The organism is Diplocloster modestus (assembly GCF_019042245.1).
GTDB classification, from domain to species: Bacteria; Bacillota; Clostridia; order Lachnospirales; family Lachnospiraceae; genus Diplocloster; species Diplocloster modestus.
Genome location: NZ_JAHQCX010000006.1, coordinates 1 through 24832 on the forward strand (window position 1 = coordinate 1; position 24832 = coordinate 24832).

The 24832-nt window shown below is 49.2% G+C and carries 24 protein-coding genes and 2 tRNA genes; all 26 read right to left on the bottom strand.

Annotated features, from left to right (window positions below; all coding sequences use genetic code 11):
• Window positions 1-209: 209 nt before the first annotated feature.
• Window positions 210-299 (bottom strand) — tRNA-Ser (locus KTH90_RS10360).
• 66 nt (window positions 300-365) lie between these two features.
• Window positions 366-451: transfer RNA gene (locus KTH90_RS10365), tRNA-Ser, on the bottom strand.
• 352 nt (window positions 452-803) lie between these two features.
• Window positions 804-1505: a 2-C-methyl-D-erythritol 4-phosphate cytidylyltransferase gene (gene ispD, locus KTH90_RS10370; protein WP_238726764.1), complete on the bottom strand. Its 702-nt coding sequence runs from the start codon at window positions 1503-1505 to the stop codon at window positions 804-806.
• Entirely contained in the window at window positions 1502-2533 is a 1032-nt protein-coding gene (tsaD, locus tag KTH90_RS10375; protein ID WP_158352331.1) for a tRNA (adenosine(37)-N6)-threonylcarbamoyltransferase complex transferase subunit TsaD, read from the bottom strand. The genes ispD and tsaD overlap by 4 nt, the downstream gene beginning before the upstream one ends.
• Window positions 2530-3444: a ribonuclease Z gene (locus KTH90_RS10380; RefSeq protein ID WP_158352332.1), complete on the bottom strand. Its 915-nt coding sequence runs from the start codon at window positions 3442-3444 to the stop codon at window positions 2530-2532. The genes tsaD and KTH90_RS10380 overlap by 4 nt, the downstream gene beginning before the upstream one ends.
• Window positions 3445-3504: 60 nt before the next feature.
• Window positions 3505-3753, bottom strand: a complete 249-nt coding sequence (locus KTH90_RS10385; protein ID WP_158352333.1) for a hypothetical protein — start codon at window positions 3751-3753, stop codon at window positions 3505-3507.
• A gap of 93 nt (window positions 3754-3846) precedes the next feature.
• Window positions 3847-4284, bottom strand: a complete 438-nt coding sequence (gene rimI / locus KTH90_RS10390) for a ribosomal protein S18-alanine N-acetyltransferase (RefSeq protein ID WP_158352334.1) — start codon at window positions 4282-4284, stop codon at window positions 3847-3849.
• Window positions 4278-4991 carry a tRNA (adenosine(37)-N6)-threonylcarbamoyltransferase complex dimerization subunit type 1 TsaB gene (gene tsaB / locus KTH90_RS10395; RefSeq protein WP_158352335.1) on the bottom strand — a complete coding sequence of 238 codons (714 nt, stop codon included), beginning with the start codon at window positions 4989-4991 and terminating at the stop codon, window positions 4278-4280. Before tsaB ends, rimI begins: the two co-directional genes overlap by 7 nt.
• Window positions 4988-5422, bottom strand: a complete 435-nt coding sequence (tsaE, locus tag KTH90_RS10400) for a tRNA (adenosine(37)-N6)-threonylcarbamoyltransferase complex ATPase subunit type 1 TsaE (RefSeq protein ID WP_158352336.1) — start codon at window positions 5420-5422, stop codon at window positions 4988-4990. The genes tsaB and tsaE overlap by 4 nt, the downstream gene beginning before the upstream one ends.
• Before the next feature lie 2 nt (window positions 5423-5424).
• Window positions 5425-5943: a YcxB family protein gene (locus tag KTH90_RS10405; RefSeq protein WP_158352337.1), complete on the bottom strand. Its 519-nt coding sequence runs from the start codon at window positions 5941-5943 to the stop codon at window positions 5425-5427.
• A 345-nt stretch (window positions 5944-6288) separates the two neighbouring features.
• Complete coding sequence (locus KTH90_RS10410) at window positions 6289-6975, bottom strand: GntR family transcriptional regulator (protein WP_238726765.1); 687 nt, start codon at window positions 6973-6975, stop codon at window positions 6289-6291.
• Window positions 6976-7116: 141 nt separating this feature from the next.
• Window positions 7117-8031: a sugar phosphate isomerase/epimerase family protein gene (locus tag KTH90_RS10415; RefSeq protein WP_158352339.1), complete on the bottom strand. Its 915-nt coding sequence runs from the start codon at window positions 8029-8031 to the stop codon at window positions 7117-7119.
• Window positions 8028-8918 carry a carbohydrate ABC transporter permease gene (locus tag KTH90_RS10420; RefSeq protein WP_158352340.1) on the bottom strand — a complete coding sequence of 297 codons (891 nt, stop codon included), beginning with the start codon at window positions 8916-8918 and terminating at the stop codon, window positions 8028-8030. The genes KTH90_RS10415 and KTH90_RS10420 overlap by 4 nt, the downstream gene beginning before the upstream one ends.
• 24 nt (window positions 8919-8942) lie before the next feature.
• Window positions 8943-9884, bottom strand: a complete 942-nt coding sequence (locus tag KTH90_RS10425) for an ABC transporter permease (protein WP_158352341.1) — start codon at window positions 9882-9884, stop codon at window positions 8943-8945.
• Window positions 9885-9949: 65 nt separating this feature from the next.
• Window positions 9950-11071, bottom strand: a complete 1122-nt coding sequence (locus KTH90_RS10430; RefSeq protein WP_158352342.1) for an ADP-ribosylglycohydrolase family protein — start codon at window positions 11069-11071, stop codon at window positions 9950-9952.
• 106 nt (window positions 11072-11177) lie between these two features.
• The gene (locus tag KTH90_RS10435) at window positions 11178-12818 is read right to left on the bottom strand and encodes an extracellular solute-binding protein (protein WP_158352343.1); all 1641 of its coding nucleotides are present in this window, start codon (window positions 12816-12818) and stop codon (window positions 11178-11180) included.
• Between the two features lie 175 nt (window positions 12819-12993).
• Window positions 12994-13995, bottom strand: a complete 1002-nt coding sequence (locus KTH90_RS10440; protein WP_158352344.1) for a beta/alpha barrel domain-containing protein — start codon at window positions 13993-13995, stop codon at window positions 12994-12996.
• A gap of 56 nt (window positions 13996-14051) precedes the next feature.
• Window positions 14052-15098, bottom strand: a complete 1047-nt coding sequence (locus tag KTH90_RS10445) for an Ldh family oxidoreductase (RefSeq protein WP_158352345.1) — start codon at window positions 15096-15098, stop codon at window positions 14052-14054.
• 37 nt (window positions 15099-15135) lie between these two features.
• A complete protein-coding gene (locus KTH90_RS10450; protein WP_158352346.1) occupies window positions 15136-16101 on the bottom strand; it encodes a D-2-hydroxyacid dehydrogenase in 966 nt (321 codons plus the stop codon).
• A gap of 25 nt (window positions 16102-16126) precedes the next feature.
• The gene (locus KTH90_RS10455) at window positions 16127-17020 is read right to left on the bottom strand and encodes an NAD(P)-dependent oxidoreductase (RefSeq protein ID WP_158352347.1); all 894 of its coding nucleotides are present in this window, start codon (window positions 17018-17020) and stop codon (window positions 16127-16129) included.
• Window positions 17021-17218: 198 nt separating this feature from the next.
• Window positions 17219-18358, bottom strand: a complete 1140-nt coding sequence (locus KTH90_RS10460) for a glycerate kinase family protein (RefSeq protein ID WP_158352348.1) — start codon at window positions 18356-18358, stop codon at window positions 17219-17221.
• A 139-nt stretch (window positions 18359-18497) separates the two neighbouring features.
• Window positions 18498-19409 carry a Fic family protein gene (locus KTH90_RS10465; RefSeq protein ID WP_158352349.1) on the bottom strand — a complete coding sequence of 304 codons (912 nt, stop codon included), beginning with the start codon at window positions 19407-19409 and terminating at the stop codon, window positions 18498-18500.
• 98 nt (window positions 19410-19507) lie between these two features.
• The gene (locus KTH90_RS10470; protein WP_158352350.1) at window positions 19508-20659 is read right to left on the bottom strand and encodes a CdaR family transcriptional regulator; all 1152 of its coding nucleotides are present in this window, start codon (window positions 20657-20659) and stop codon (window positions 19508-19510) included.
• Window positions 20660-21283: 624 nt separating this feature from the next.
• Complete coding sequence (locus KTH90_RS10475; protein WP_158352351.1) at window positions 21284-22510, bottom strand: ABC transporter permease; 1227 nt, start codon at window positions 22508-22510, stop codon at window positions 21284-21286.
• Window positions 22511-22529: 19 nt separating this feature from the next.
• Window positions 22530-24104, bottom strand: a complete 1575-nt coding sequence (locus KTH90_RS10480; RefSeq protein WP_238726766.1) for an efflux RND transporter periplasmic adaptor subunit — start codon at window positions 24102-24104, stop codon at window positions 22530-22532.
• Window positions 24088-24807, bottom strand: coding sequence for an ABC transporter ATP-binding protein (locus KTH90_RS10485; protein WP_158352353.1), 720 nt, complete (start codon window positions 24805-24807; stop codon window positions 24088-24090). Before KTH90_RS10485 ends, KTH90_RS10480 begins: the two co-directional genes overlap by 17 nt.
• Between the last annotated feature and the right edge of the window lie 25 nt (window positions 24808-24832).

Consider the following 24832-nt stretch of genomic DNA (forward strand, 5'->3'; position numbering starts at 1 on the left):
ATATAAGAAAGCGTTCGTTTCTGAAATTCTTTTTTAGAATTTTCAGGGTTGTTTCACTGTTTAGTTATCAATGTTCATCAGCAGTTCTCTGCGAGAACCTTGCTTTCCTTGTTTGGGTCAGCTCGAATATATTACCATGGTCTGATGTGTTTTGTCAACTACTTTTTTCCATTTTTTTATATTCATTTTTTCAAAGCTTTTCCAAACAACGGAGAAGGTGGGATTTGAACCCACGCGCCGCTATTAACGACCTACTCCCTTTCCAGGGGAGCCCCTTCGGCCAGCTTGGGTACTTCTCCAAATATAGCCAAATCAAATAAATATATGAGACCGCCTTCAGAACAACAAAAGCAGCTGTTTATGAGCGGAGAAGGTGGGATTCGAACCCACGGCCCCTTGCGGAGTCACTGGTTTTCAAGACCAGCTCCTTAAACCACTCGGACACCTCTCCAAGTTGTCCGCTGTTCAGCGGCAACTAATATTCTACCATCACATTTTCAGCCTGTCAACTACTTTTCTACTTAGTTTTTCATTTTTTTCCAGCAAGTGATTTCATGCCTGAAAACATGCGGTTTGAAGCCAATATTACTGCCATATTTTATGATTTCTGTCGCATTTTCTACTTGCATGCAGCTTGAGAATCCGTTCTGTGCTGCCTGATAACAGAGGATGCTGTCACAGCGGGACTGCCCTGTCCGGGCACCAGTATTTAGAAGTTTAACACGAAATCCCGATTCTATACATCAACTATATATTTTTTATGAAAGATTCCTTCCAGCTGTATGGTGTCCTGCAGACGATTTCTAAGCCTGGGGGCAGAATACCTCTGCGATCTTCAAATCCTCTGGAGTCGTTACTTTAATGTTCTGATAGGAGCCCTCAACCAACCTTACCTTCGTCCCCAGCAGAAGCTCCGCCACCATGGCGTCATCCGTCACACAAGCCTCATCCCCCTGTTCCAACAGTAAGTCATAGGCTTTCCGAATCAAATCATAAGAAAATACCTGCGGTGTCTGAATCAGCCACAAAGCGCTCCGATCCGGCGTATCCACAGCAAAACTTTGGCTGTCCACCACTTTGATCGTATCTTTTACCCGCATTCCCACGACGCAGGCCTGATACTTTTTTACCGACACATATGACCGTTCTATGATATCCCGGGTTAAAAAGGGCCTGGCCCCGTCATGGATAAACACATAATCGCAGGCCGTTATGGCATGCAGGCCGTTGGCGACGGAATGATATCTTTCCCTGCCGCCTGGTATCACAGATACCACCTTTGAAAACCGGTATTTTTCTACGATTTCCCGTTGACAGTATTCCTCGTCCCCTGCTCCGGCCACCAGGATTATTTCATCGATGAGTTCACATTTCTGAAATGTGTCCAATGAATAATAAATCATGGGCTTGCCTTTCAGAAGCAGATATTGCTTCTGTGTCTCACTTCCCATCCGTTTTCCTTTACCCGCGGCCAGCACAATGGCGATACACCGGTCTTTTTTCATACACGTTCACCCAGCTTTAAGTTGGGCACGGCATTCAGATCGAAGCCATGCCGCACTCCTCTTCGATATTCATAGTAAGCGGCCGTTCCGATCATGGCGGCGTTATCCGTACACAGAATCGGCGACGGATGGCAGAATCGCACACCCTTCTCCTGACAGGCTTTTTGAACCGCTTCCCTTAGAGTCCCGTTGGAGGCGACTCCCCCGGCGATGGCCAGGGTGTCCGCCTGATAGTCATCTACCGCCTGCATGGCGTTTCGTATCAGCACGTCGATGACCGCCTGTTGGAAAGAAGCTGCGATATCCGCTTCGTTCACCGCCTCACCTTTCATTTTACAGCCGTTCATATAGTTCAACACCGCGGATTTCAGCCCGCTGAAGCTGAAATCATAGGCGCATTCTTCGATCTTCGCCCGTGGAAATGCGATGGCATGGGGATCGCCTTCCTTTGCCAGTTTTTCTATCTTAGGCCCCCCGGGATACCCCAGGCCGATCGCTCTGGCTACCTTGTCAAAGGCTTCTCCCGCCGCATCATCTCTGGTCCTTCCCAATATCTCATACACACCATAATCCTTAACCCGAACCAGGTGGGTATGTCCTCCCGACACCACCAGACACAAAAACGGCGGTTCCAGATCCGGATTCTCAATATAGTTGGCGCTGATATGTCCTTCAATATGATGAACCCCCACCAACGGCAGCTTTTTGGCATAAGCAATGGCTTTCGCCTCCGCCACGCCCACCAGCAAAGCCCCCACAAGCCCAGGTCCATAGGTAACCCCGATGGCACTTAAGTCATCCAGGGTAACCCCTGCCGTATCCAGGGCCTCCTGGATTACCTGATTAATTTTCTCAATATGTTTTCTGGATGCGATCTCCGGAACCACACCGCCATAGAGCTTGTGCAGTTCGATCTGGGAAGAGATTACATTTGACAGCACGGTTCTTCCGTTTTTTACTACAGAAGCGGCTGTCTCATCACAGGAACTTTCGATTGCCAAAAGTAATACATCTTTTTCCACGTTTATTTCCCCTCTTCAAATTCCAATGTCGTACTTCTCCGGTCCCTGCTGATCACGCTGTTCGGAAATATTTGCTGCACATCAGCCGCGAACTCTTCCGGATGGATCAGAGACGGACTGTAATGCGTCAGCCAAAGCTCTTTCACCTGCGCGCTTTTAGCCAGTTCTGCCGCATCATAGAGAGTCATGTGCTTATATTCGGCAGCCTTGGATTCTTTTCCTTTTTCTCCATACATACCTTCACAGATAAACAGATCGGAATCCTGAGCATGCTCCGCAATGGCGGCCACCGGCCGGCTGTCCGTACAGTAGGCCAGTTTTATCCCTTTTCGCGGCGGGCCCAGAACCATATCCGGTGTATACACCTGTCCGCTATCCTCTATAGTCTCGCCTTTTTGCAGTTTGTTCCAGAACTTCTGGGGAATCATATACTTCTGTGCCTGCTCCACCTGAAACCTGCCGGCCCGGTCGATTTCAATGGTATAGCCATAGCAGACCACATTATGATTGACCCGGAACGCCCGAATCCGGCAGCCGCCTCGTTCGATCTCCTGTTCCGGACCGTTCAGCTCGATATACTCGATCGAAAACGGCAGCTCCGGCGCGATCACCCGAAGGGCAGAGACCACACGTTCCAGCCCTTTCGGCCCGATCATGGTGATGGGCTCCGTGCGTTCGGCATTTCCAATGGTCAGCAATAAGCCCGGAAGCCCACTAATATGATCCGCATGGTAGTGCGTAAAGCAAATCACATCAATGGGCTTGAAGCTCCAACCTTTTTCTTTTATAGCGACCTGGGTTCCTTCCCCGCAGTCGATCAGTATACTGCTCCCGTTGTACCGGGTCATTAACGCCGTCAGCGCCCGGCGGGGCAGCGGCATCATTCCTCCTGTTCCTAACAAACAAACATCCAGCATGGTTCCTCCATTATCGCTCTTAAACTTTACTTTCCGGCTCAAGGGCTTTACATTTTTCTTCTATATTAATTCTTTTTCCTTTACAATTTCAACCGGAATCTGAAATTTCCCAATGAACTTGTCATAGCACTCCTCACACAGATCGAAGGAATGCACCTGCCCATCCTTGTCGGAAAAATACCCCCAGGACTTGTCCACGGAAAGTACCCCCTCCCGGATCACTCCGTTCACGACGGTCATTTCTTTTCCGCACATATTGCAGTAGATCTTCTCCACGGAAAATGTTCGTTTCTCTTTGTATTTACGCATGCCGATTCCTCCCTGATTTCAAACCTGCTGTCATGTTTTCTATCTGTCTTCATTATATCGGCTTTTTGCTTTTGTTCCTAGTGGGAATTATTATCAGCGCTTCCACATAATAACTGCATCTTCCCTGGGCTTTTCATAAAAATTTTTGCGGATGCCATCTCCGCAGAACCCAAGCTTTTCGTAAAGTCTTCGGGCCGACAGATTACTCCGGCGCACTTCCAGAAAAAAGCTTTCGATTCCCCTGTGTTTCCCCTGTTCCAGCAGCTGTGTGAGCATAGTCCCGGCTACCCCCTGCCTGCGATATGCAGGTGCCACCGCCACGTTGGTGATCTCCCCCTCGCTGAATACCTGATACAGCCCGCAATATCCGGCGATCTGCGCATCCGGCGTTTCCGCCACCAGATATATCGTATAGGGAAGGTTCATACTATCCGAAAAAGCTTTCTCCGACCATGGGATCGAAAAGGTTTCCTTCTCGATCGCAGTTACCCGGCATAAGTCTTTTGCTTCCATTGGGCGCACTGTCAGCATTTTCCGGCATTCTCCCTTTCCTCACGTTCCCGTTCTGCCTGGGAAGGCCGAAGATAATCCGGCATGTGTTGTTCTGCGGTCTCCGTTTTTCCGGCTTTCGCATAGGATAGCGCCAGTACGGCCACCGCGGATGCCCGCTGTTTGTTCATATGAGCCGGTGCGAAGGAGTACGGCACCTGCATAAGCTCTGCCAGCCTTTCGGAAAATACAGGTACCCCGTCGCCCAGGAAGATTACTTCCCGGCCATAGCTATTCAGCCGGCGCGCGATTTCATCAATTGGCACCGCCATCTGGGCATCGAGTACGTGAAATTCTTCTTTTACAAATTCGTAGATTCCCGTATAGACCTGGTTACGTCTGGCATCCATCAGCGGGCAGATCAGCTTGTCCGTTCCATACAGATTATAAGCCAGTCCGTCTACCGTGGGGATCCCGATTAATGGCTTGTCAAGCGCCAGGCCCAGTCCTTTGGCTGTGGCGGAGCCGATCCGCAGACCTGTAAAGGAGCCGGGGCCTTTGGCCACCGCGATCGCATCGATGCTGTCGAGATCCAGCTCAATCATGGATGCGATGGTGTCCAGCATGGGCAGCAGCGTCTGGGAATGTGTTTTTTTATAATTTACCGTATATTCTGCCAGAAGGTTGTCATCCTCTACCACAGCCACCGTCGCTACCAGCCCGGAGCTGTCAAGTGCCAGAATTTTCATAGGTTTATTCCTCCTGTGATCGTGATCCGGCGATAGTCAAAGCCTCTCTCCAGATCTTTTTCAATCGCCACATGTACTGCGTCCGCAGGGATCAGTTCTTCGATCAGATTGGCCCATTCAACCAGGCAGATGCCCTCCCCGTAGAAATAATCTTCATAGCCGATCTCTTCCATTTCCTCTATGTCCCCGATCCGGTACACGTCAAAATGAAAGAAAGGCAGACGCCCTTCCTCATATTCCTGTATAATCGTAAAGGTAGGGCTGCTGATGGGTTCCGTTATTCCGAGTCCCCGCGCAACCCCCTGTGTAAAAACGGTTTTTCCGACGCCCAGATCCCCCACCAGGGTATAGACCTGGCCGGCCCTGGCCTGTTCTCCGACCTTTCTGCCCAGCGCAAAGGTATCCTCTGCCCGGTTTGTTTCGATTACCATAGTTATATTCCTGTCTTTCTGCTTGCTTTTATCCGGACACGGTTCTCCGGGATATGCTCCCTGATGCACGCGGCCACTTCATCATACTGGACGCCCATGCTCTCGATCGGCAGTATCACCGCGTTTACTTTATTCAGATAGAGCAGCAGGGACTTTTTCGTCTTGCGCACTTTGTAAATATCCGACCATTTCGCCTGCGCTTTGTTGCCGTCCTGTTCTGTCGCGATTCCTTCCGGGTTTAAGATATAGGTGATGGGTTTTTTGAATGCCGGGGTCATGGCCACCTGTCTTTTTGCCTTGGTGTACAGTCCTAAAGGCGTGTATACCAGAAAGATTACGGCAAAGGCAAGATACAGGATGGTATAGCCGGTTGATACATCACCGAATGTCATTATGGCCAGGATCAGAACGGCAGCTCCCAGGAAAGTTCCGAATACTCCCTGAAAATTACGGTAGGAATGGTACAGCATAAAATCGTACATGGTCTGCGCTGTCATTTTTACATCAAATTTTATTTCCAAAATCAATCCGCCTCCGGTTATAAATCTCCTAATTAAATAGAAAAAGGTATGCTACAATACAAAGTATTATAGCATACCGAAAAACGCATGACAACCATAATAGATACTGGCTGGAACAAGTCCAGATCCGCCCGCGCGTTAGGGGACTGGCTTCTTCCGTCAGTAAAGTCTGTATGTCAGTAACGAAAGGCGGAAGGTGCCTGTCCCCGGAGGCCGGCTCGAATTCGGTATCTCACCAGAGACCAACATCCGGGGACAGGCACCTTCCGCCATCTGTTACTGGCAGGCTGGCTTTACCGACGGAAGAAGCCAGTCCCCTCTATGACAATCTTCCGCGGTTTCCCTCTACTTATACTCTACTTCGTCCTCGCTGGGGAAGTTGTAGTTCAGCGTGGAGGTTTCCAGGTGCTTGATCAGGCATCGGATCGCCTCTTCCTGGTCTTGTTTTTCCAGGGCTTCTATGATACTGCCGTGTCTTGCGGTCACATATCCCTTTTCCACTTCACGAATCTTGGTGTAAGACTGCACCGCAATCACCCTGTTTTTCAGGATATTCCACATTTCCAGCATCAGGGCGCTCCCCGCCCGGTCGAAGAAAAATTCATGAAAAAGGATATCAAAATGGATCGCTTCCAGCTTGTCCCCTTTTTCATAATAATAGTCGGATTGTCTGCACAGCCCTTTCAGGTATTTGATATCCTGGACCGTTATCCTGGGAAACGCTGCCTGACAGACAGCCGGCTCCAGCTGCTTGCGTACAAAGAGCACGTCCTGACAATATTCCTTTGTAATATAGGTCACATAGGTACCCTTATAGGGAAAGGAGGTCAATAGCCCCTCTTTCGTCAGTAAAATAAAGGCCTGCCGCAACGGTGTAATACTAATATTCAAGGTTTTTGCGAGCTTGGCTTCTACGAGCCGTTCCCCCGCTGTCAGCGTATGATCCCAGACAGCCTGTCTTAATATTTCACATACCCTCTCACTTGTGGATCGGCAGATATCCAGTCTGCTGTTCGCATTTGTCAGTTCCATACTCATTCCTCTCACTGCCTTATTCAATTACCAGGTTATGGTAAATTATTCATTCTAGTATAACAATATCATTTTTTATATAGGATGTGCAAGCCTACTCTTTATTCTGATTCTTTGGCAATCAAATTATTATCGTTCTTATCATAGCGCTTCTAAATCATTGCCGACTAATCTTCGCCAAGCGGCATTCAGAGTCCTTTTACAATTACATATAATAATATCAGGAGATTCCTCCACCCTTGGCTTCACCTCGAAAGACAAAGGCAGCAGCCGCCTCTTGTCCATAAATCCTTCAGCCCGCAGGATACGCAAAAACGCTGCCAGCTCCGTCTCGTCATTCCGGCCGGCTGGATAGCCAAACCTGGGATGCTGATCACCATAGGCCGGGCTTTCCCGGTCCAGAACCGCATTTCCTATGTGAAAATGCGTGATATACGGTCTCAAAACATGTACCACATGCTCCATGCTTTCATGCGTCAGCGGTATGTGTGACAAATCCACGATCAACCCAAAGTTCTGGCAGTCCGTCCTGACTGCGGTGGCAAATTCTGCCGCCAGGGAAGCCGGACCGATGAATACACATTTATCCACATCGTAGTCAAACACTTCCAGCTCAATATTCATCTTTCTTTGTTCCGCATACCTGCAAAGCTCTACCGTAGTTTTCACCAGCTGTCGGAGGTGTTCCTTTTGCTTTCCCGGCTCCCATTTCCCGGCCAGGAAAGACATGGTCCCAGCCCCCAGCCATGCGGCTTCGTCGATGCACCGCAGCAGCTGCTGCTGCGCATACTGCCGTTCCTCCTCCGCCAGGGAATTCGGGTTCCACCCGGCCTGCAGCTGCGCAAAGTGGGCGCCGTACGAGACTGCCAGATGGGACTGCTCCAGAAGTTTTTTCACTTCTTCCCTCTCCGCCTCCGATACGGGGCTTATTTCCACAGCGTCAAAATAGTCGTCTGCGGCAATTTTCCGAACAGCGTCCACGGCCGCCATACCAGGATAGGACATCCACTGTAAAGTCCCGATATGAAAATATTGATGAAGGGATTCTCTTGTCATTCTTTCACAGCTCCAATCATAACCCCTTTTACAAAAAATCTCTGCAAAAACGGGTAGGCACATAAGATCGGCAGAGTGGACACCATGATGGTCGCATATTTGATCGTCTGTCCGACCGCTGCCGTATCGGTTGTGGAAGTTCCCACGGTCATGCTGGCCGTATCATTCTGAATCAGGATATCCCGCAGGATCAGCTGCAGCGGATACAACTCCCGTTTCATCAGGTAGAGGGAAGCGTTAAACCAGGCATTCCAGTGGTAAACTGCGTAAAATAAAACCATAACCGCTACTGTCGCCTTTGAAAGCGGCATGACGATCTTAAATAACAGCTGGAAATCGTTGGCTCCGTCCATTTTCGCCGCTTCCAGCAAAGAATCCGGTATTTCCCGGAAAGCCGTCCGCATAATGATCAGATTTGTGGTATTAATCGCTGTGGGCAGGATCAGCGCAAACAGGTTGTTAAATAAACCTATGTTTCGGATCAGGATATAGGTCGGAATAATTCCACCATTGAACATCATGGTAAATACGATCAGTACCATAATCTTGCTGCCCGCCTTAAAATCAGGCCTGGAAAGCGCATAGGCCGCGAAGGACGTAAGCAGGATGTTGATGCCGGTTCCGAAAACCAGGATAAAAAGGGTATTCAGATATCCCTTCCAGATATTCGGATTATGGAACACAACCTTATAGGATTCCAGGGAAAACCCCTTCGGCTTTAACAGCAGGCCCCTGGAGCTCATGATTTCGAAGGGATCGCTGAAGGAAGCAAACACCACATACACAAATGGATATATAATGATTATCGTCAGCAGAGATAAAAACAGGTAATTCAGGACGGTAAAAACCTTTTCGCCTCTGGACTTTTTTGCAAAATTTCTAAACATACCTTTTCCTCCACGGTATCTGCCCTACCACAGGCTGTTATCCGTCATTTTGCGGCAGATACGGTTCACGGATACCAGCAGGATCAGATTGATAACGGAATTGAACAGTCCTACTGCGGAAGCAAAACTGTAATTCATATCCACGATTCCCCTGCGGTATACGAAACTTGATATAATATCTGCGGTCTCATAGGTATTGGAATTATACAAAAGCAGTATTTTTTCATAACCAATGCTCATGATTTTCCCCGCGTTCATAACCAGCATGACCACAATCGTCGGCAGGATTCCCGGCAGCGTTACCGTAAGCAGCTGCCGCAGACGCCCGCCGCCATCGATTCTGCACGCCTCATACAGCTGCTGGTCGATCCCGGCCAATGCGGCGATATAGATGATGGAGTCCCAGCCCACCTGCTGCCAGATCGTCGTGCCGATATAGATCGGCTGGAACCATTCCTCGCGGATCATAAACTGGATCGGTTCAAAGCCAAGCGCCGTAATAATACTGTTTACCACCCCATCCGTGGCGGTAAAGTTCAGAATAATCGAACAAATAACGACCGTGGAAATGAAGTGCGGCAGGTAGGTCAGCGTCTGAACTGACTTTTTAAATATCTTCGAACGTATCTCATTGAGCAGCAGAGCCAGTATGATCGGTGCCGGGAACCCGAACAACAGGGTTCCCAGACTGATCTGCAGCGTATTACGGATGACTCTCCATGCGTATATGGAAGTAAAGAAATCTTTAAAATGCTTGAGTCCCACCCAGGGGCTGCCCAGGATTCCGAGGTCCGGCCGGTAATCTTTGAACGCGATGATTGATCCATACATCGGAACGTACAAAAATATAATGTAATAAAGCGCCACCGGAATCAGCATCAGATATAAATATTTGTGTCTGGACAATTCTACTTTTACCCGTTGTCCAAAGCTTTTACGTGGCTTTATCGTCTTTTTATTTACCATAAGCAATCTCCATGTCTTATTCTTATCTCTGATCTGTCCCCTTCGTTCAGGGAGACACGATTCCTTTAATGGATCTGTTCTTCCAGCCATGCCACCGTCTGTTTCATTTCTTCCATATTACACAGAGCCGCCTGATAGAGCCCTTCCGCCGATTCCCGGATCGTCCTTCTGGATACCGTGTACTCGTTGACCTTCATGGCTTCATCCACCTGACGAATCCAGTTTTCCGGGATTTCAAAGACTCCCCTCAATGCGCCGGCCAGTGAGCCGGCCGTATGGGCGCGGCAGTCCGTGTCCCTGCCGGAATTGACCCCGTAGATAACCGCATCTTTTGGATGCCCGTCCACCATCTGAAAAATCCCAAGAGCTGCCGAGAAAATTTCCACCGCATTGGATACCGGGCGTCCCTCGTACTTTTTCTCAAACTGGCGGCCGTATTCTTCTATGTCATCGCACCCATCCGCCCATTTCAGCGCCTCCATACAGTCCGAGCGCGCAGACCAGCTCAGACAGCCAAGAGCCGTATCGATCACGCTGGAAACAGTGGCATCCGGTTTGAGCGCTTCCGCCACCGCGGCCGCGTAGGCACTGCACACTTCGATGGCGTAATTTCCGGACATCCCCTGCACATCCTTAATCCGTCCCACGTTGGCCGCATCCATGGCAGCCATCTTCGGGCAGCAGGCGTTGACCTCCCCGATGGGTGACATCATCTTGCTGGTTCCGTAGAATCCCGGCCACGAAGCGTAGCGGCCCACTTCCTGGGGCGGTACTCCGGCCTGAAGCGCGTAAAAGATAATCTGATCCTGCGGACCCAGCAGATAACCGAAATTCTCCGGTTTTAAATCCCGGATCCAGATCCTGGCCAGGTCCATCACATCGATTCTGCCCTGCTTCTCGATAATGGCAGTGGCACACAGCCGGTGCCGCTCCTCCCCGTCCTCCGTGGTCCCGGCGGCTCTCCTGTGCCCGTGGTAGATCAGCGGCTTCCCAAGGTTCACATCGGCCGGATTCGTCCGGTTGAGCCGCCCATCCATCTCCGGCTTCTCCACCGGCAAAAGTTCCGTCACATAACCCAGCCGTTCCTTTCTCTGTGCTATGGTCCATCCCTCCATGATCTCCCCCATGGAGTTTCCGATGGAGCCTGCTGCTTCGCAGCCGTATATTTTATCAAACAAACTGATCATCTGTGTTGCTCTCCTTCCTCCTATATCTGTTCCAGTCCCAGAGCGTGTTTAAAAAATGCTTGTATCAGGGTCCTTCTGACAGGATCTTATTGATACACGGATCAACTTATCTCTTGCTAAATCGGTCGTAAGCCGCCTGATAATCCGCGATTGCCGTGTCTATATTCATGGATTTTACATTTTCGATATAGGTATCGAATTCCGACAGGCCGATATCCCCCATAATGAATTTATTGGTCATTTCCTGTATATAGGGCTTTAAGTCCGCAAAGATTCCGTTTACCTCAGTAGATTCATCCATTGTCATGCTGACCAGCGGAAGCATCCGGTCTCTGGTTGCTTTAGAACAGGACTCATATACGGTTTTCTGCTGCGGGTAGGTCATGACCGCGTCCCAGTAGTTGATGTCGTTGATCATTCTGGGCTGGATGCCGCCGATGGTATATTTGGCAATCGACTGTACCAGAGACAAGCCTTCCTCATTCTTAGTCACTTTTTCCGTGTATTTCGGAATCCCGTCCACGATCTCATAAGTATCCCCCTCAATGCCGAAATTGGAGATCAGATTTCCTTCGTCCGAATACAGATAATCCACAAATTTCAGCGCTGTTTTTACATCTTCGCACTGGGCGGAGACGGCGATTCCGGATACTCCAACACAGTATGTGGAATTAAAGTCATAAGCATTACCATCCGGTGCATTTACATAGGGCAGCGCAACCAGATCAAAGTCCGGGTTCTGATCCGCCATGGCGCCCAGGTACACCGCCTGCTGTCCATTCATCTTTCCATAGAACATTCCGCCGGCCTCACTCGTGATCTTAGCGTCCCTGCCGGATGCATCACTGCTTAGATAATCCGGATCAATGAGCCCTTCTTTATACCACTGATTCATGGTCGTCACATAATCGCGGTACGTATCCTCTGCCGGCCCGAACTTTACTTTGCCGTCGTCCACATACATACAATTACTGGCTGCCCATGCGGTGTTGATTCCATACAGATATCCCAAGCGTTCCACGCCCGGCTGGTCGGAACCGGAGACGAACGGTATTTCATCCTGTTTCCCGTTTCCATTCGGGTCCTGGGTCTTGAATGCCAGTAATACGTCATGAAGTTCGTCTATGGTGGTTGGTGTCTCTTTCCCTACCGCTTCCAGCCAGTCATTGCGGATAAAGAAGCATTCAAAGTACTGCGTGGATTCTTCCAGCCGCAGTTCCGGAAGCATCAGTACCTTCCCGTCATCGGTCACCATCTGCGTCTTGATTTCCGGATGGGCATCCATCAGTTTTTTGAAGTTCGGCATGTCTGTGTCGATATAACCGCTCAAATCTATGATCTGGCCGCTGTTATACAATTTATCCACGCCGCCGGGAATTGTGTTCCAGATTACGGAGAACAGATCCGGCAGATCATTGGCCGCCAGAATCAAGCTTAACTGTTCCGCCAGATCATTTCCGGCCGGATGCAGAAACTCGATGGTAATCCCGGTACGTTTCTCGATCTCCTGGACTGCCGGTACTTCTGAAAGTGATTTCCTGGACGCGGCTGTCTTAGGGTCCAGCTGCACAAACATGGACAGTTCTGCCGCCCCCGGCTGTTCTTCTCCTGCATCCGCCTTCGGTGTTTCCGCCGATTTCGACGACGCCTGCTCGTCTTCTTTCGCACTTTCACATCCCATAAGTGTTAAAATCATCGTTCCCGCCAAAATGACTGCCGCCATTCTTCTGCTCATTTTTTTCATCATATGAATCCTCCTTTTTTTAATTTACCCTGCACCCAATTCTAAAATTTCTTCATTTTACTATGTATCGTCCATCTCGTCCGGATGCTCCACCCCCTGTCTCATTTTTACCTCTTATGGCAACTTGATTGATTTCCGTTATCGAATTCTATAATCTTATGTATGTTTAAAGCGTAAGCTATTTCAATTCATCCGCAGCTTTCTTAATTAATTCTTGTGATGGGTTTTTCCGGTCAATTGCGGAAACCTTGACGATCAACGGATAAAGGGGCACTCCCTTTTCTTTTGCTATCTGCTCAAACCTCGCCGCAAAGCTGGAATGGCATCCTGCCATACCATAGATCAAATCCAATGGCGAGACAGAAGCGCGATAATGGTATTTATCCATGGCCGGGGCCAGTTCTTTTTCAATAAACTCCAGTAATTGGTATAATCTTACATCATGCATCATATTTTTCCGTTGAAAAGCGGCTACCGCTAATTCGGTGGCGCAGTTCCCCGCGCTCCGTGCCATTCCCATCAAGCCGGTATCAAAGACTGTTGCCCCCGCCTTTTGTGCCGCCAGCGCATTGGCTACGGACAGCCCCAGGTTATTATGCCCATGAAAGGCGATGGGGATCTGTACGGCTGCCGACATCTTTTCCACATATTCACTGACCTCATCCGGTACCATCGTACCCGCGGAATCCATGATCGTGATCTCATCCAGTCCGCATGCCTCTAACATCTTCGCTTCCTGCGCCAGTTCATCAGGAGACAGAATGTATGCTTTCATCAGGGAATAGCGGCAGACCATCCCATATTTCTTCACCAGCCGGATTCCTTCTCTGGCACACTCCCCATCTCCCGCGTTCGCTCCGATTCTGAGGAAATTCAGTCCATAGCGGGCGGCCAGCGCGATATTCCCGTCCGAGGCGTTTTTCGCTCCCATGAACATTCCGATTTCCGCCTGATTCAAATAGGGCTGCGCTAATTCCAGATACTCGGTATCGCTAAGCGGCGCGATGGAGTGATCCGCCTCGTAGGCACCCAGTCCCAGACAGTTTCCAAATTCTATTGTTTTAATATTACTTTCAATCAGACCCTTCAGCATCATCCTGGTCAGATCTGCGTCAAAGCCTTTTCCCACTACGTTCGCCCCGTCCCGCAGGGTACAATCCATAATTCTTAACTCGTTCATCTTTTCCTCCAATTTTGTGCCGCCGTTTCTCCAATGCCGCACTTGCCGCGACTATTTTATATAGTAAAAGGTACCTGATATCTCTTTGACAAAGCCCGTAATTCTTCATAAACTACTGCAGATAAAGGAATTCCATTTTTCTTCCGCTCTTCTTTTCTGCGATACTCAAGCTCACCCGGCACCATAATTTCCCTGACTCCGTCTTTCTTCGGAAGGCTTTTAATCTCCGCGGTCATCGTGTCCATCCTATCCCGAAATAAGTCCGGGTCCGTAAACTTAGAGATATCAACCGCAATGAAAAAATGTCCCACATCCTGAGGATGTTCAAAATCATTCCACATATTATTCAAATGCGGTCCGAACTGGGCGCCGCTTAAGATACCGCTGAACACATCCATAAACAGGGACAAACCGTAACCCTTGGGTCCGCCGATCGGCACTACCGTCCCTTTCATCCCCAGGTTCGGATCCGTGGTCGGCTCTCCTTCCTTCGTGAGTGCCCAGCCTTCCGGAATGCTGTTCCCCAGTTTAGCGGCCAGGATCACTTTCCCCATAGCCACGGTGCTGGGCGCCATGTCCAGGATCATGGGCATCCCATTGGTAGGTGCGGACAAAGCGATGGGATTCGTTCCAACATAAGACTGCCTGCTGCCCCAAGGTGCGATGTTGGGCGGTGCGTTGGTCCCGGTGATCCCGATCATCCCCTGTTCCGCCGCCATTCTGACATAATAGGATGCCATTCCGTAATGATTCGAATGCTTTACCGCCGCAAAACAGGATCCCGCATCCTTCGCCTTTTCTATGCAGCGGTTCATCGCATATGCCCCCACACAGATCCCCATAGAATTACAGGCATCGATCTCCAGGCTGCCCGCATATTCCTGTTCCGTCTTTACCTTGAAGTCTGAGGAGACCACTTTGGTTTCCAGCCGTTTCATATAGATGGTCATCCTGCTTACTCCATGAGATTCCACTCCACACAGATCCGCGTCTACCAGATTGTCCGCCGCCACGAAGGCCTGCTCTTCCAAAAGTCCCTGGGACATCAGCAGATTTTTACAATATTCTCTCAGATCCTGCCATGCTACTATTTGTACATCCATTTTTCCTTATCCCTCTTTCCCTTTCTGTTCCGTCCATCTATGCGTTCACCACATTCTGTGGATGCCCGTCTAAAAAAGCTGCCGCGTTTTCCACAGCCAGATCCATCAGGCGCTGTCTGGACTCCCGGGAAGCCCAGGAAATATGCGGTGTAATAATACAGTTCGGCGCTTTCAGCAGCGGATTCTCACCGCGGATGGGTTCCGTGGAAACCACATCCAGGCCGGCCGCCCCGACTTTCCCGCTGATCAGCCCCGCTGCCAGATCTTCCTCCACCACCAGCTGGCCCCGGGAATTATTCAGGATGATCACTCCATCCTTCATCTTCGCGATCGTGTCCCGATTGATGATCCCCTCGGTATCCGGGAACAACGGACAGTGCAGCGTTATGACATCCGACTCACCTAGTAATTCCTCCAGAGTCACATAACGTACATCTCTCCCGGCAAGACCGGGATCCTGATAGGAATCATATGCCAGAATCTTCATACCGAGAGCTGCAGCCAGTCTGGCTGTCTGCTGTCCGATCCGTCCGAAACCGATAATCCCCATGGTTTTCCCGTCCAGCTCGATCAGCGGGTAATCCCAGAAACACCAGTCCGGGCAGGCTTCCCATTTTCCCTGATGAACCACATCGCTGTGATAGCCGATATGATGGCAGATCTCCAGAAGCAGCCCTATAGCAAACTGGGCAACAGCAGCCGTACCGTAGCTTTGTATGTTACTGACCACGATCTTTTGCTCTTTTGCCGCCCGGGTATCCACCACATTATAACCGGTGGCCAAAACCCCTATGTAGCGCAGGTTTCCCGATGCCTGTATGACAGCCGCGCTCAGAGGTGTCTTGTTGGTAAAAATAAGCGACGCATCCCCGATCCTGCTTTGAATCACCGAGTCGTCATGGGGTGTACGATCATAAACGGTCAGCTCTCCCAGCCTTTCCAGTCCCTCCCAGGACAGATCCCCGGGATTTTCGGTATATCCGTCCAATACTACGATTTTCATATTGATTCCGCCTCCTTTTTCTGCTTTAGATATCTCTTCTCTGGTTTTCTTCCATCCATTTCATAATATACGTATAGTTCCTATCTCCTCCCCCCTGATTCGAAACCGCTTTGTACAGCTCATATACCATGGCGGACAGCGGTGAAAACGCCTTCTCCCGCTCAGCCGTCTCCCTGTACAGGCCGATATCCTTCTTCATAAGATCCAGCCGGAATCCCGGCGTATGGTCTCCGGTGAGGAAAAACTTCGGTACATTATTTTTAAAGATAAAGCTTCCGCCGCTGCTGTCGTTGACCACATCGCAGAGTGTCTGAAGGTCCAAATCCAACTTTTCCGCCAGGCAGACGGTCTCCGCGGCGATCGCAGTATTGGCGGCATTCAGCATCTGATTGATCATCTTGATATCAGATCCGCTGCCGATGTCCCCACAGTAGACGATCTTCTTTCCCATGGCCGCAAGTACCGGTCTTATGACCTCCAGCAGTTCTCTTTGGCAGCCCGCCATAATGGTCAGGGTTCCGTTCTCAGCTCCCGTTACTCCCCCGCTCACCGGCGCATCCGCGAACCCGATCTGTCTTTCGAGCCGGCTGATATGCCGGAACACCTGCCGTTTGGTGTCTCCCATAGCCGATGTCATATCAATGCAGATCAATCCTTCGCGGGCATGCTCCAGAATTCCGTCTTCCCCCAGATAAATGTCCATGATTTCCTGATCGGCGGGTACGATAGTGATGATCACATCCAGGGTACGAGCCATCTTTGCAAAAGAAGCAATCTCATGTCCTCCGGCCTCCTGGATGCGGCTGCTGCTCTGCCTGTTCGAGGAATGCACAAATACCGGATAACCGGCTTTGCATAGATTCAACGCCATAGGCAGACCCATATGTCCCAGTCCGATAAATCCAATTTTTAACACCATATAATCCTCCTCTTTGTTTAATTGCTATATTTTTAACATTCTTTTTATACTATTTTGTCTAATTTGCCATATAATGCATCATGCATTGTTTTTTTCACCGTTAAAATACCATATAGATTGTATAATGTCAATCTATTTATTTACAAAGTATGTCTTTGTAAACGATATTCGGCAAAATGTGCCGAATATCGTCCTCCCTCAGCGAATCTTCATTCCCACTTGAATGCAGCGGAACATCCTGTTTGCGGCATCCTCCAGCATTTCCTGTGCATGGGCCATCACCTCTTCTTCACTGGTAACAGAAGATACAGATGTAAAAACAGTGTCTATGCCATAGTCATAAATATCCGATGCATTTCTGCCGACAGCTCCCACCAGGGCCACAGCCGGTATATTCTTTTGTTTGCACCGCAATCCCACACCACTGGGAACCTTGCCAAAAGCAGATTGCCAATCCAGCTTCCCTTCGCCGGTAACCACCAGATCCGCTCCTTCCAGAAGCTCATCAAAATGCAGCATATCCAGGATTGTCTCGATACCCGGTTTTATCTGCGCGTTCAGGAAAAAGTGTAAAGCCGCTCCAATTCCACCGGCCGCTCCACCGCCCGGAATCTCCCGGATCTTTACTTTATATTTGGATTCCACAACAGAGGCATACTGCAGCATCCCTCTCTCCAGCTCATCCAGCATAACATCGGTAGCACCTTTTTGCCTGCCGAATACATAGGTGGCCCCATCGGCTCCCACCAACGGATTTTTGACATCACAGATCAGGGTAAACTTACAGCCGGCAACCCCTGGATGCAGACCTGTTGTATCCAGATCCCGGATGCGGATCAGATTTTCACCCGCCGGTTCCAGTTCTGCTCCATCATCGTCCAGGAAGCGGACCCCCAGTGCGGCCAAAGCGCCCATTCCGCCATCATTGGTGGCACTTCCGCCCAATGCGATATAGATATGCCTAAAATTCTGATCAAGCGCCGCGCGGATCAGCTGTCCGGTTCCATACGTTGACGTCCGAAGCGGGTTGCGTTCCTCTTTTTTTAACAAAGGCAGGCCAGAAGCTTTCGCCATCTCGATAATCGCAGTGCTCTCATACAGCTTTCCAAATCCGCTCTCAATCTCCCGCCCTAAAGGGTCCAACACGCACTGCCGGATATATTCCCCCTTCGTCTGGTCTACCAGGGTTTCCAGTGTTCCTTCTCCGCCATCCGCGATCTGCACAGAGACCGTCGTCACATCATCAAAAATCTTCCGGGCCTCTTTTGTCAATATCTCCGCGACCTGCAAAGAAGTCAGAGTCCCTTTAAAAGAATCCGGTGCAAAAACAAATTTCATACATTTTCCTCCAAAGGCGCCCTTTTTGCTTACACGCCATCCTTTTAAAACTATTGTAAAAGATCTGCTCCGGAATTCCAACCGGCATCCACACAAAAAAATGCCATAAATTTGTACCCTGGGCACAAATTACAGCATCTTATCCGTTCTCAGCATATTCACAAAAAGGAATTCTGAAGTAGTTTAAATACTTTTTAAACTGATCCTGTGCAGTCAGACATGTGTCTTTAAGATAGCCTTGCTCTGTATTCCATTCACGGAGTCCGCGATAGTAAAACATTTTCAAATTCTCATCAATAATAAATGGAACAACGTCATTTCTAAGACATTCTTTTAATAATATCAGTCTTCCAACACGGCCATTACCGTCTTGAAAAGGATGTATACGTTCAAATTTTACATGAAAATCTAAAATTTCGTCCATTGATTTTTTTTTCGAAGAATTATAACTTTTTAATAATTTTTGAATTTCGCCGTGCACTCGTTCCGGTTGTACTGTTTCTAATCCTCCAACTTCATTAGGCAACTTTTTATAGCCACCTACTACAAACCAGTCTTTACGGCTGTCACTTGTTCCATTTTTCAACACAGCGTGAAGTTCTTTTATAAATCTCTCTGTCAACAAATAAGCAGCCTGGTCTATTACCATATCAATACATCGAAAATGATTCGCCGTTTCCACAATGTCATCAACATTCAATATCTCATTTTCTACACCGATTGTATTGGTTTCATAAATATAACGGGTCTGATCATGAGTCAGTCTGCTGCCCTCTATATGATTAGAGTTGTATGTTAATTCAATTTGTATTTTATGATAAATTCCGCCAGATACTTTTCCTGACTTCTCTTGCTTCAAAACCTCCAATAATGTCGTTGGGATATTCTGATGTTTTTTGAGACGTTTCGGCCGCACCGCAGTATCTGGAATATTCCATGTTTTACCCGACAAAAAAGCATCTGGAATTTGTCCCTGAAAACAATAGTTGCGTACTGTACGTTCCGATATGTTCCATCTCTTTGCCATTTCCGAAACCGATATAAATTTCACATGCTTTCCCTCCATTAAATAATTATATACTATTATCGGCAATATTTCAATTCTTCATTCACCTTAAATTCTAGTGTTTTTGCCGATATAGGCATAAATCACAAACTACTGCTCTCCAGATAACGGCACAGATACTTCAGGAATTCCCTCTCCCTGGTTTTCTGCACCGGATTCACGTTCAGCAGCTCCCTGATCTTATTCAGCCGGAACACCAATGTATTTTTATGTATAAACAAATCCTGGCTGCTCTTTACCAGATTATAGTCATTCCGGTCCAGCGCCCGGATAAGCTCGACCAGCGTCTCCTTTGTCTCCCCATCCAATGCCGTACAAAAGGCCTGAAACATTCCATGCAATTCCGTCGCCGGCACCAGGCTGCTGAAATAATCATCCACAAAATCGTAAAAAAACAAAGTCTCACCGTTATCTGCCGGCCGGTCCTTCAACCATTGGCAATGCCGGAAACCCACCTGATATTGATCCAGACTGTTTTGAATGGAACCGACAAAATACCGGCAGAAAATCCCCTTCTTTTTCACATCATCTGAAAAAGACTCCACATACGTCCTGATCTCATCCCTGTATCTGCCGGGGACATTCTTCGCATCGCCCCCAACTGTCTTAAAAATCAAAACCATCCCTTCCCCGGGAATAAACGATATATCCTGGCTTCCATGATAAGGGCTCTGTTTGATCCCCGCCAGCAGCTGTTCCTCTATGCTATACAGCTCCGCCTCATTACCACCCTGTACGCCCGCAAGAATGGGTATCCTCACAACATGCCTCTTATAATTCAGTCTCTTAGCCAGCTGATACAGCTCATCCCGGTCCCGGTAGCCGCCATACAGCAGAAATCCCATAAACTTCTCTTTCTCATTCCTGCGCCTGGCCATATCATCCTTATAATGCTCATATTCCAGCATAGTCTCCACCGCCATCTTCATCACCAGCGCGATCGGCTTAATCTCCCGGGCCTTCCCTGTAATCCCGATCACCCCGATCCGCTTCCGGTTCTCAACGATCGCGATATTTACCCCTTCCTTCACTCCCAGGAACCCGTCCTTTTCACTGACGCTGATCTCATCCCCCTCCCCCTGAAGGATCCGATAAGCGACCTCATGGAAGCTCCCCACTCTCTTCTCATCCTTACTGGCGATGATAATCCCCTTTTCATCCATAATATTCACATTATAATCCGTATAATTCTGCACCCGCTCCATAAACTTCCCGGCCAGAACCTTATCCAACATGTCATAACCTCCGTATCCCAATACAGAACTCTATCACGCAAACTAAGCAATGCATAAAAAATAGTCAGCGAAGCTTTTTTGAACGCTATTATTTCTATTATAACCGAATCATCCTCCTACAACAATACTCATACCATCTCCCACATCCAATCTCCCCCATCATCAATCTATGTCTATGCAGATACACCTAGCCATAAAAAGGTTTTCCCAAAAGTATGGAGGGAGCCGGCTGTTATGGGGCTGGGGTGCAAGCGGCGCCCGGCTCTGACAGACGCCCCCTGGCCATGTGGGCGGAGTGCATCCACCTGTTCCGGCACATAGGGCGCCCGAGAGAAATCTTAATGAAATCTGCCCCGGCTGTTATGGGCGGAATTCTGTTTTCCAAACAGAATTCCGGTGGCTTCTGAGCTGCGATTGCATCAAGCAATCGGAGCGAATAAGCCACGCACCCATAACAGCCGGGGCAGATTTCATTTAGATTTCACTCGGGATCAAGCCCTAAGTGCCGGAACAGGTGGATGCACTCCGCCCACATGGCCGGGGGGCGTCTGTCAGAGCCGGGCGCCGCTTGCACCCCAGCCCCATAACAGCCGGCTCCCTCCATACTTTTGGGAAAACATCCCCTTATTCCCTGCGCAGAGCCTCAATCGGGCTCAACTTCGCCGCCTTCTTAGCCGGATAAATCCCAAAGAACAATCCGACCGCAGTAGAGAACAGCGTCGCCACAATAACCGTTCCAAAGCTGGTCTTCGGAGCAATCGTCCCGCCGGAAAGCATTCCGATCAGCGCCGCCCCGCCTATTCCGACCAGGATTCCTATAATACCGCCGATCACCGTGATAATCGAGGATTCGGCCAGGAACTGAAGCATGATCGATCCCGTTCTGGCGCCCAGCGCCTTTCGGATACCAATCTCCCTGGTACGCTCGGTTACGGATACCAGCATGATATTCATTACTCCGATACCGCCCACCAGCAGTGATATGGCGGCGACCAGAGCGATAAAGGTCGTGATCATATCCAGCATACTGTTGATCTGTGCCATCTGGTCGTTAAAATCCTGCATCATGTACGCGCCTTTTCCCGCGTTCTGATGTCTGGCCTCCAGCATCCGGATGGCTTCATCGGCAACAGCGGACGAGTATTTGTTCCCCTCTGTTACGATGTAGATGCTGTAGAATCCGGTATCCTCCGGATAGTAATCAAATGCCGACATGGCTGTGTACGGCATCTCTATACTCATGGGCATTCCATCATAGGTATAGGTTACAAATGTTCCGTTTTCCACTTTTTTCACACCTACGATAGTCACTTCTTTGGTAATATTCCAAAGCGTAACTTCCATCGTCATGCCGATTACGTCATCGGTACCGTACATAGCGATGGCATCTGTCTGGCTGATGACGCCTACCAGTCTGCCGTCTTCAAAGTCTTCCTCGGTAAAATAATGCCCCCGGGCAAGTTCCTGATTCATGACATATTGATAATCCGCGGTCCCTGCTGTAATCTGTAAGTCGAAATTTCCTTTTCCAGTCAGAACGCTTCCGTAGAAACCTTCCGTAGGGGACACCCCTTTTACATGGGCAATCTTGCTTTTGATCGCGTCGATATCCTCCTGCGTGATATAACTGCTTCCGCCCTCCGCGTTTTCATTTACATAGATATATACCTGGCCTCCGGCGATGGCGTTCAGTTCATCGCTGAACTGGCTCTTCACGCCGGTACCGATCGACATGATCGCGATAACCGAGGCGATACCGATAATGATTCCCAGCATGGTCAGAAAGGAACGTCCCTTATTGGATCGGATATTATCTATGGCCATCTTGAGATATTCTAATAGTTGTGCCATATCTTACTGCTCCTTCCTGTTACTCCTGTACGGCTCCTGCTGCATCATCCTGAGCCGCATCCGTCTCTGCTCCGGCTGCGCCTGCCGCACCCGCGTTCACATCTACCGGATTTACCTGCATGCCTTCCTGCATGTTGACAGTCACACTGGTGATGACCTGGTCTCCCTCGTTGATTCCTTCTTTTACTTCGATATATTCATCGGAAGAAATGCCGGTGGTCACCATTCTCTTGGCTATTTTCCCATCCACTACCACGTAGCAGAAAGTTCCGTCCGTCCCTGTGTTGATCGCTTCAGAGGGAACCAGTACAACATTTTCTGCACGATCGCCCTGAATGGACACCTTGGCCTCTACACCTAAATAAATATTTTCATCCGGATTGTCAAATTTAACTTCCGCTGCCACTACCGGGGTTCCCTTTTCATTGACGGAAGCCATCCGGTTGATTCTGGTCACTTCTCCGGTGTATTCTTTTCCCACCATAGTGATGATCGCTTTCTGGCCTACCGCGATCTTTTCCAGATCGTATTTGGATACTTTGATTTCCAAAACCACATCCTTGTTACTGGATACCGTGAACAGTTCACCGCCCTGTGTAGTCGGTCCGCCCTGTTGTGCGCTGACCTTGGTCACCACACCTGAGAAGTCTGCGGAGATTCCCTCACGCCCTTTTTCCAGTAATTCTTCCACACTCAGACCGCTTAACTTGGTCAATTCATTATTTGCTTTTAACTGGGCCGACGCGTTCCCGGTCAGGATGGAAGCCTCAGCTTGAGATTTCTGAGCCTCGTACTCGGATTTTTTCGCCTGTAATTCAGCCAGTTCAGAATTCGCGCTTTCCAGACGTGCCTGCAGTTTTGCATCAGCGGTGTATGTAGGCATATCGCTGGCCGGAGACTGCGTAGGCGTCGGGGTGGCCGGAACCGGTGTTGCATTCGGATCAGCAGGATCCGGCGTAGCTGTCGGTACCGGTGTGCTCTGAGGCGCCTGCTGCTGTTCATTTTTCCAATCCTCCAGCTCCTGCTGGAATTCAATCGCATCCGCGTTCATCGCATCCTGAATACGGGTGATCTCATCTTTCTTTTCCCGGATCTGCTGATTCAGAGTATCCAGGTTTGATTTCGCGTCGTTTAAGTCGGCGCTGCCTTCCCGGCTCTTCTGCACGGAATCCTGATAACCGTACTGGCTGGCGGCCTGCTGAAGTTCTGCCTCTTTATTTTTGTCTTCCAGATCCGTCAGATCGAATACGACCAGCTTATCGCCTTCTGATACGGGATCTCCTTCTCTTACATTTAACTCCTGAATTGTGGCGTTTACCGGCGAGAAATAGGTCTTGACCTCCTCGCTCTTAACGATGCCGCTGGTATCCAGTGCTGTCTGAACATTTCCCTTTATCGCGGCCGCTACATTTACCGATGGATAAACTGGTTTCTGAAATAACTTCGGCACAACAAACAGCACCAATAAGGCGAGAACTACCCCCAGTGCGATGAGTATCCTTACCAGATGTTTATGTTTTTTACGGGGTTTCTGTGCTATCGGCGCTGCCGCGTTCTGTGCAGGTGCCCCTTCTGCTTTATTCTGCTTTTTCATTTTCCACACACTCCTCACTCTTGTTGAAATAATCAGCTTCGACATAACCGTCTTTGATCCGGATTACCCGCTTTACCTGCGCGGCAATGTCGTTATCATGTGTAATCAATATAACCGTTCTGCCCGTCCGGTGCAGCTCCTTTAACATTTTCAAAATGTCGGCGCTGGACTTGGAGTCCAGATTACCGGTCGGTTCATCGGCCAGTATCACTGGGGGTTTCGCCGCCACTGCCCGGGCGATGGCCACTCTCTGCTGCTGCCCGCCGGACATCTGGGATGGCTTGTGATCCATCCGATGGGTCAGCCCCACCAGGTTCAATGCTTCCACCGCCAGTTCATGCCGCTGTCTTTTTCCAATCCCCCGGTATATTAAAGGCAGCTCCACATTTTCAATGGCAGTCAGATTAGCAATCAAATTGAATCCCTGGAAAATGAAACCGATCTCACGGTTTCGGATATCCGATAATTCATTATCCGACAGTCCCGAAACATCCTGGCCATTCAGATAATATAGGCCGGATGACGGTACATCCAGACATCCCAGCATATTCATCAAGGTGGATTTACCGGAACCGGAGTGTCCGATAATCGCCACGAATTCTCCCCGATCAATCTCCAGGCTGACATGGTCCAGAGCTCGCACTTCATTTTCGCCCGGATTATAAATCTTGCTAAGATCCTGCACTTGAATGAGCATATCCATGTTCCCTTCACTTCTTTCTAGTTTT

What these genes read in the sequence shown, in the direction of transcription:
- ispD (WP_238726764.1), bottom strand. Translation starts at nt 1,505, where the DNA reads ATGAAAAAAGACCGGTGTATCGCCATTGTGCTGGCCGCGGGTAAAGGA.
- KTH90_RS10380 (WP_158352332.1), bottom strand. Translation starts at nt 3,444, where the DNA reads ATGCTGGATGTTTGTTTGTTAGGAACAGGAGGAATGATGCCGCTGCCC.
- KTH90_RS10385 (WP_158352333.1), bottom strand. Translation starts at nt 3,753, where the DNA reads ATGCGTAAATACAAAGAGAAACGAACATTTTCCGTGGAGAAGATCTAC.
- rimI (WP_158352334.1), bottom strand. Translation starts at nt 4,284, where the DNA reads ATGCTGACAGTGCGCCCAATGGAAGCAAAAGACTTATGCCGGGTAACT.
- tsaB (WP_158352335.1), bottom strand. Translation starts at nt 4,991, where the DNA reads ATGAAAATTCTGGCACTTGACAGCTCCGGGCTGGTAGCGACGGTGGCT.
- tsaE (WP_158352336.1), bottom strand. Translation starts at nt 5,422, where the DNA reads ATGGTAATCGAAACAAACCGGGCAGAGGATACCTTTGCGCTGGGCAGA.
- KTH90_RS10410 (WP_238726765.1), bottom strand. Translation starts at nt 6,975, where the DNA reads ATGGAACTGACAAATGCGAACAGCAGACTGGATATCTGCCGATCCACA.
- KTH90_RS10415 (WP_158352339.1), bottom strand. Translation starts at nt 8,031, where the DNA reads ATGACAAGAGAATCCCTTCATCAATATTTTCATATCGGGACTTTACAG.
- KTH90_RS10420 (WP_158352340.1), bottom strand. Translation starts at nt 8,918, where the DNA reads ATGTTTAGAAATTTTGCAAAAAAGTCCAGAGGCGAAAAGGTTTTTACC.
- KTH90_RS10425 (WP_158352341.1), bottom strand. Translation starts at nt 9,884, where the DNA reads ATGGTAAATAAAAAGACGATAAAGCCACGTAAAAGCTTTGGACAACGG.
- KTH90_RS10430 (WP_158352342.1), bottom strand. Translation starts at nt 11,071, where the DNA reads ATGATCAGTTTGTTTGATAAAATATACGGCTGCGAAGCAGCAGGCTCC.
- KTH90_RS10435 (WP_158352343.1), bottom strand. Translation starts at nt 12,818, where the DNA reads ATGATGAAAAAAATGAGCAGAAGAATGGCGGCAGTCATTTTGGCGGGA.
- KTH90_RS10440 (WP_158352344.1), bottom strand. Translation starts at nt 13,995, where the DNA reads ATGAACGAGTTAAGAATTATGGATTGTACCCTGCGGGACGGGGCGAAC.
- KTH90_RS10445 (WP_158352345.1), bottom strand. Translation starts at nt 15,098, where the DNA reads ATGGATGTACAAATAGTAGCATGGCAGGATCTGAGAGAATATTGTAAA.
- KTH90_RS10450 (WP_158352346.1), bottom strand. Translation starts at nt 16,101, where the DNA reads ATGAAAATCGTAGTATTGGACGGATATACCGAAAATCCCGGGGATCTG.
- KTH90_RS10455 (WP_158352347.1), bottom strand. Translation starts at nt 17,020, where the DNA reads ATGGTGTTAAAAATTGGATTTATCGGACTGGGACATATGGGTCTGCCT.
- KTH90_RS10460 (WP_158352348.1), bottom strand. Translation starts at nt 18,358, where the DNA reads ATGAAATTTGTTTTTGCACCGGATTCTTTTAAAGGGACTCTGACTTCT.
- KTH90_RS10470 (WP_158352350.1), bottom strand. Translation starts at nt 20,659, where the DNA reads ATGTTGGATAAGGTTCTGGCCGGGAAGTTTATGGAGCGGGTGCAGAAT.
- KTH90_RS10475 (WP_158352351.1), bottom strand. Translation starts at nt 22,510, where the DNA reads ATGGCACAACTATTAGAATATCTCAAGATGGCCATAGATAATATCCGA.
- KTH90_RS10480 (WP_238726766.1), bottom strand. Translation starts at nt 24,104, where the DNA reads ATGAAAAAGCAGAATAAAGCAGAAGGGGCACCTGCACAGAACGCGGCA.
- KTH90_RS10485 (WP_158352353.1), bottom strand. Translation starts at nt 24,807, where the DNA reads ATGGATATGCTCATTCAAGTGCAGGATCTTAGCAAGATTTATAATCCG.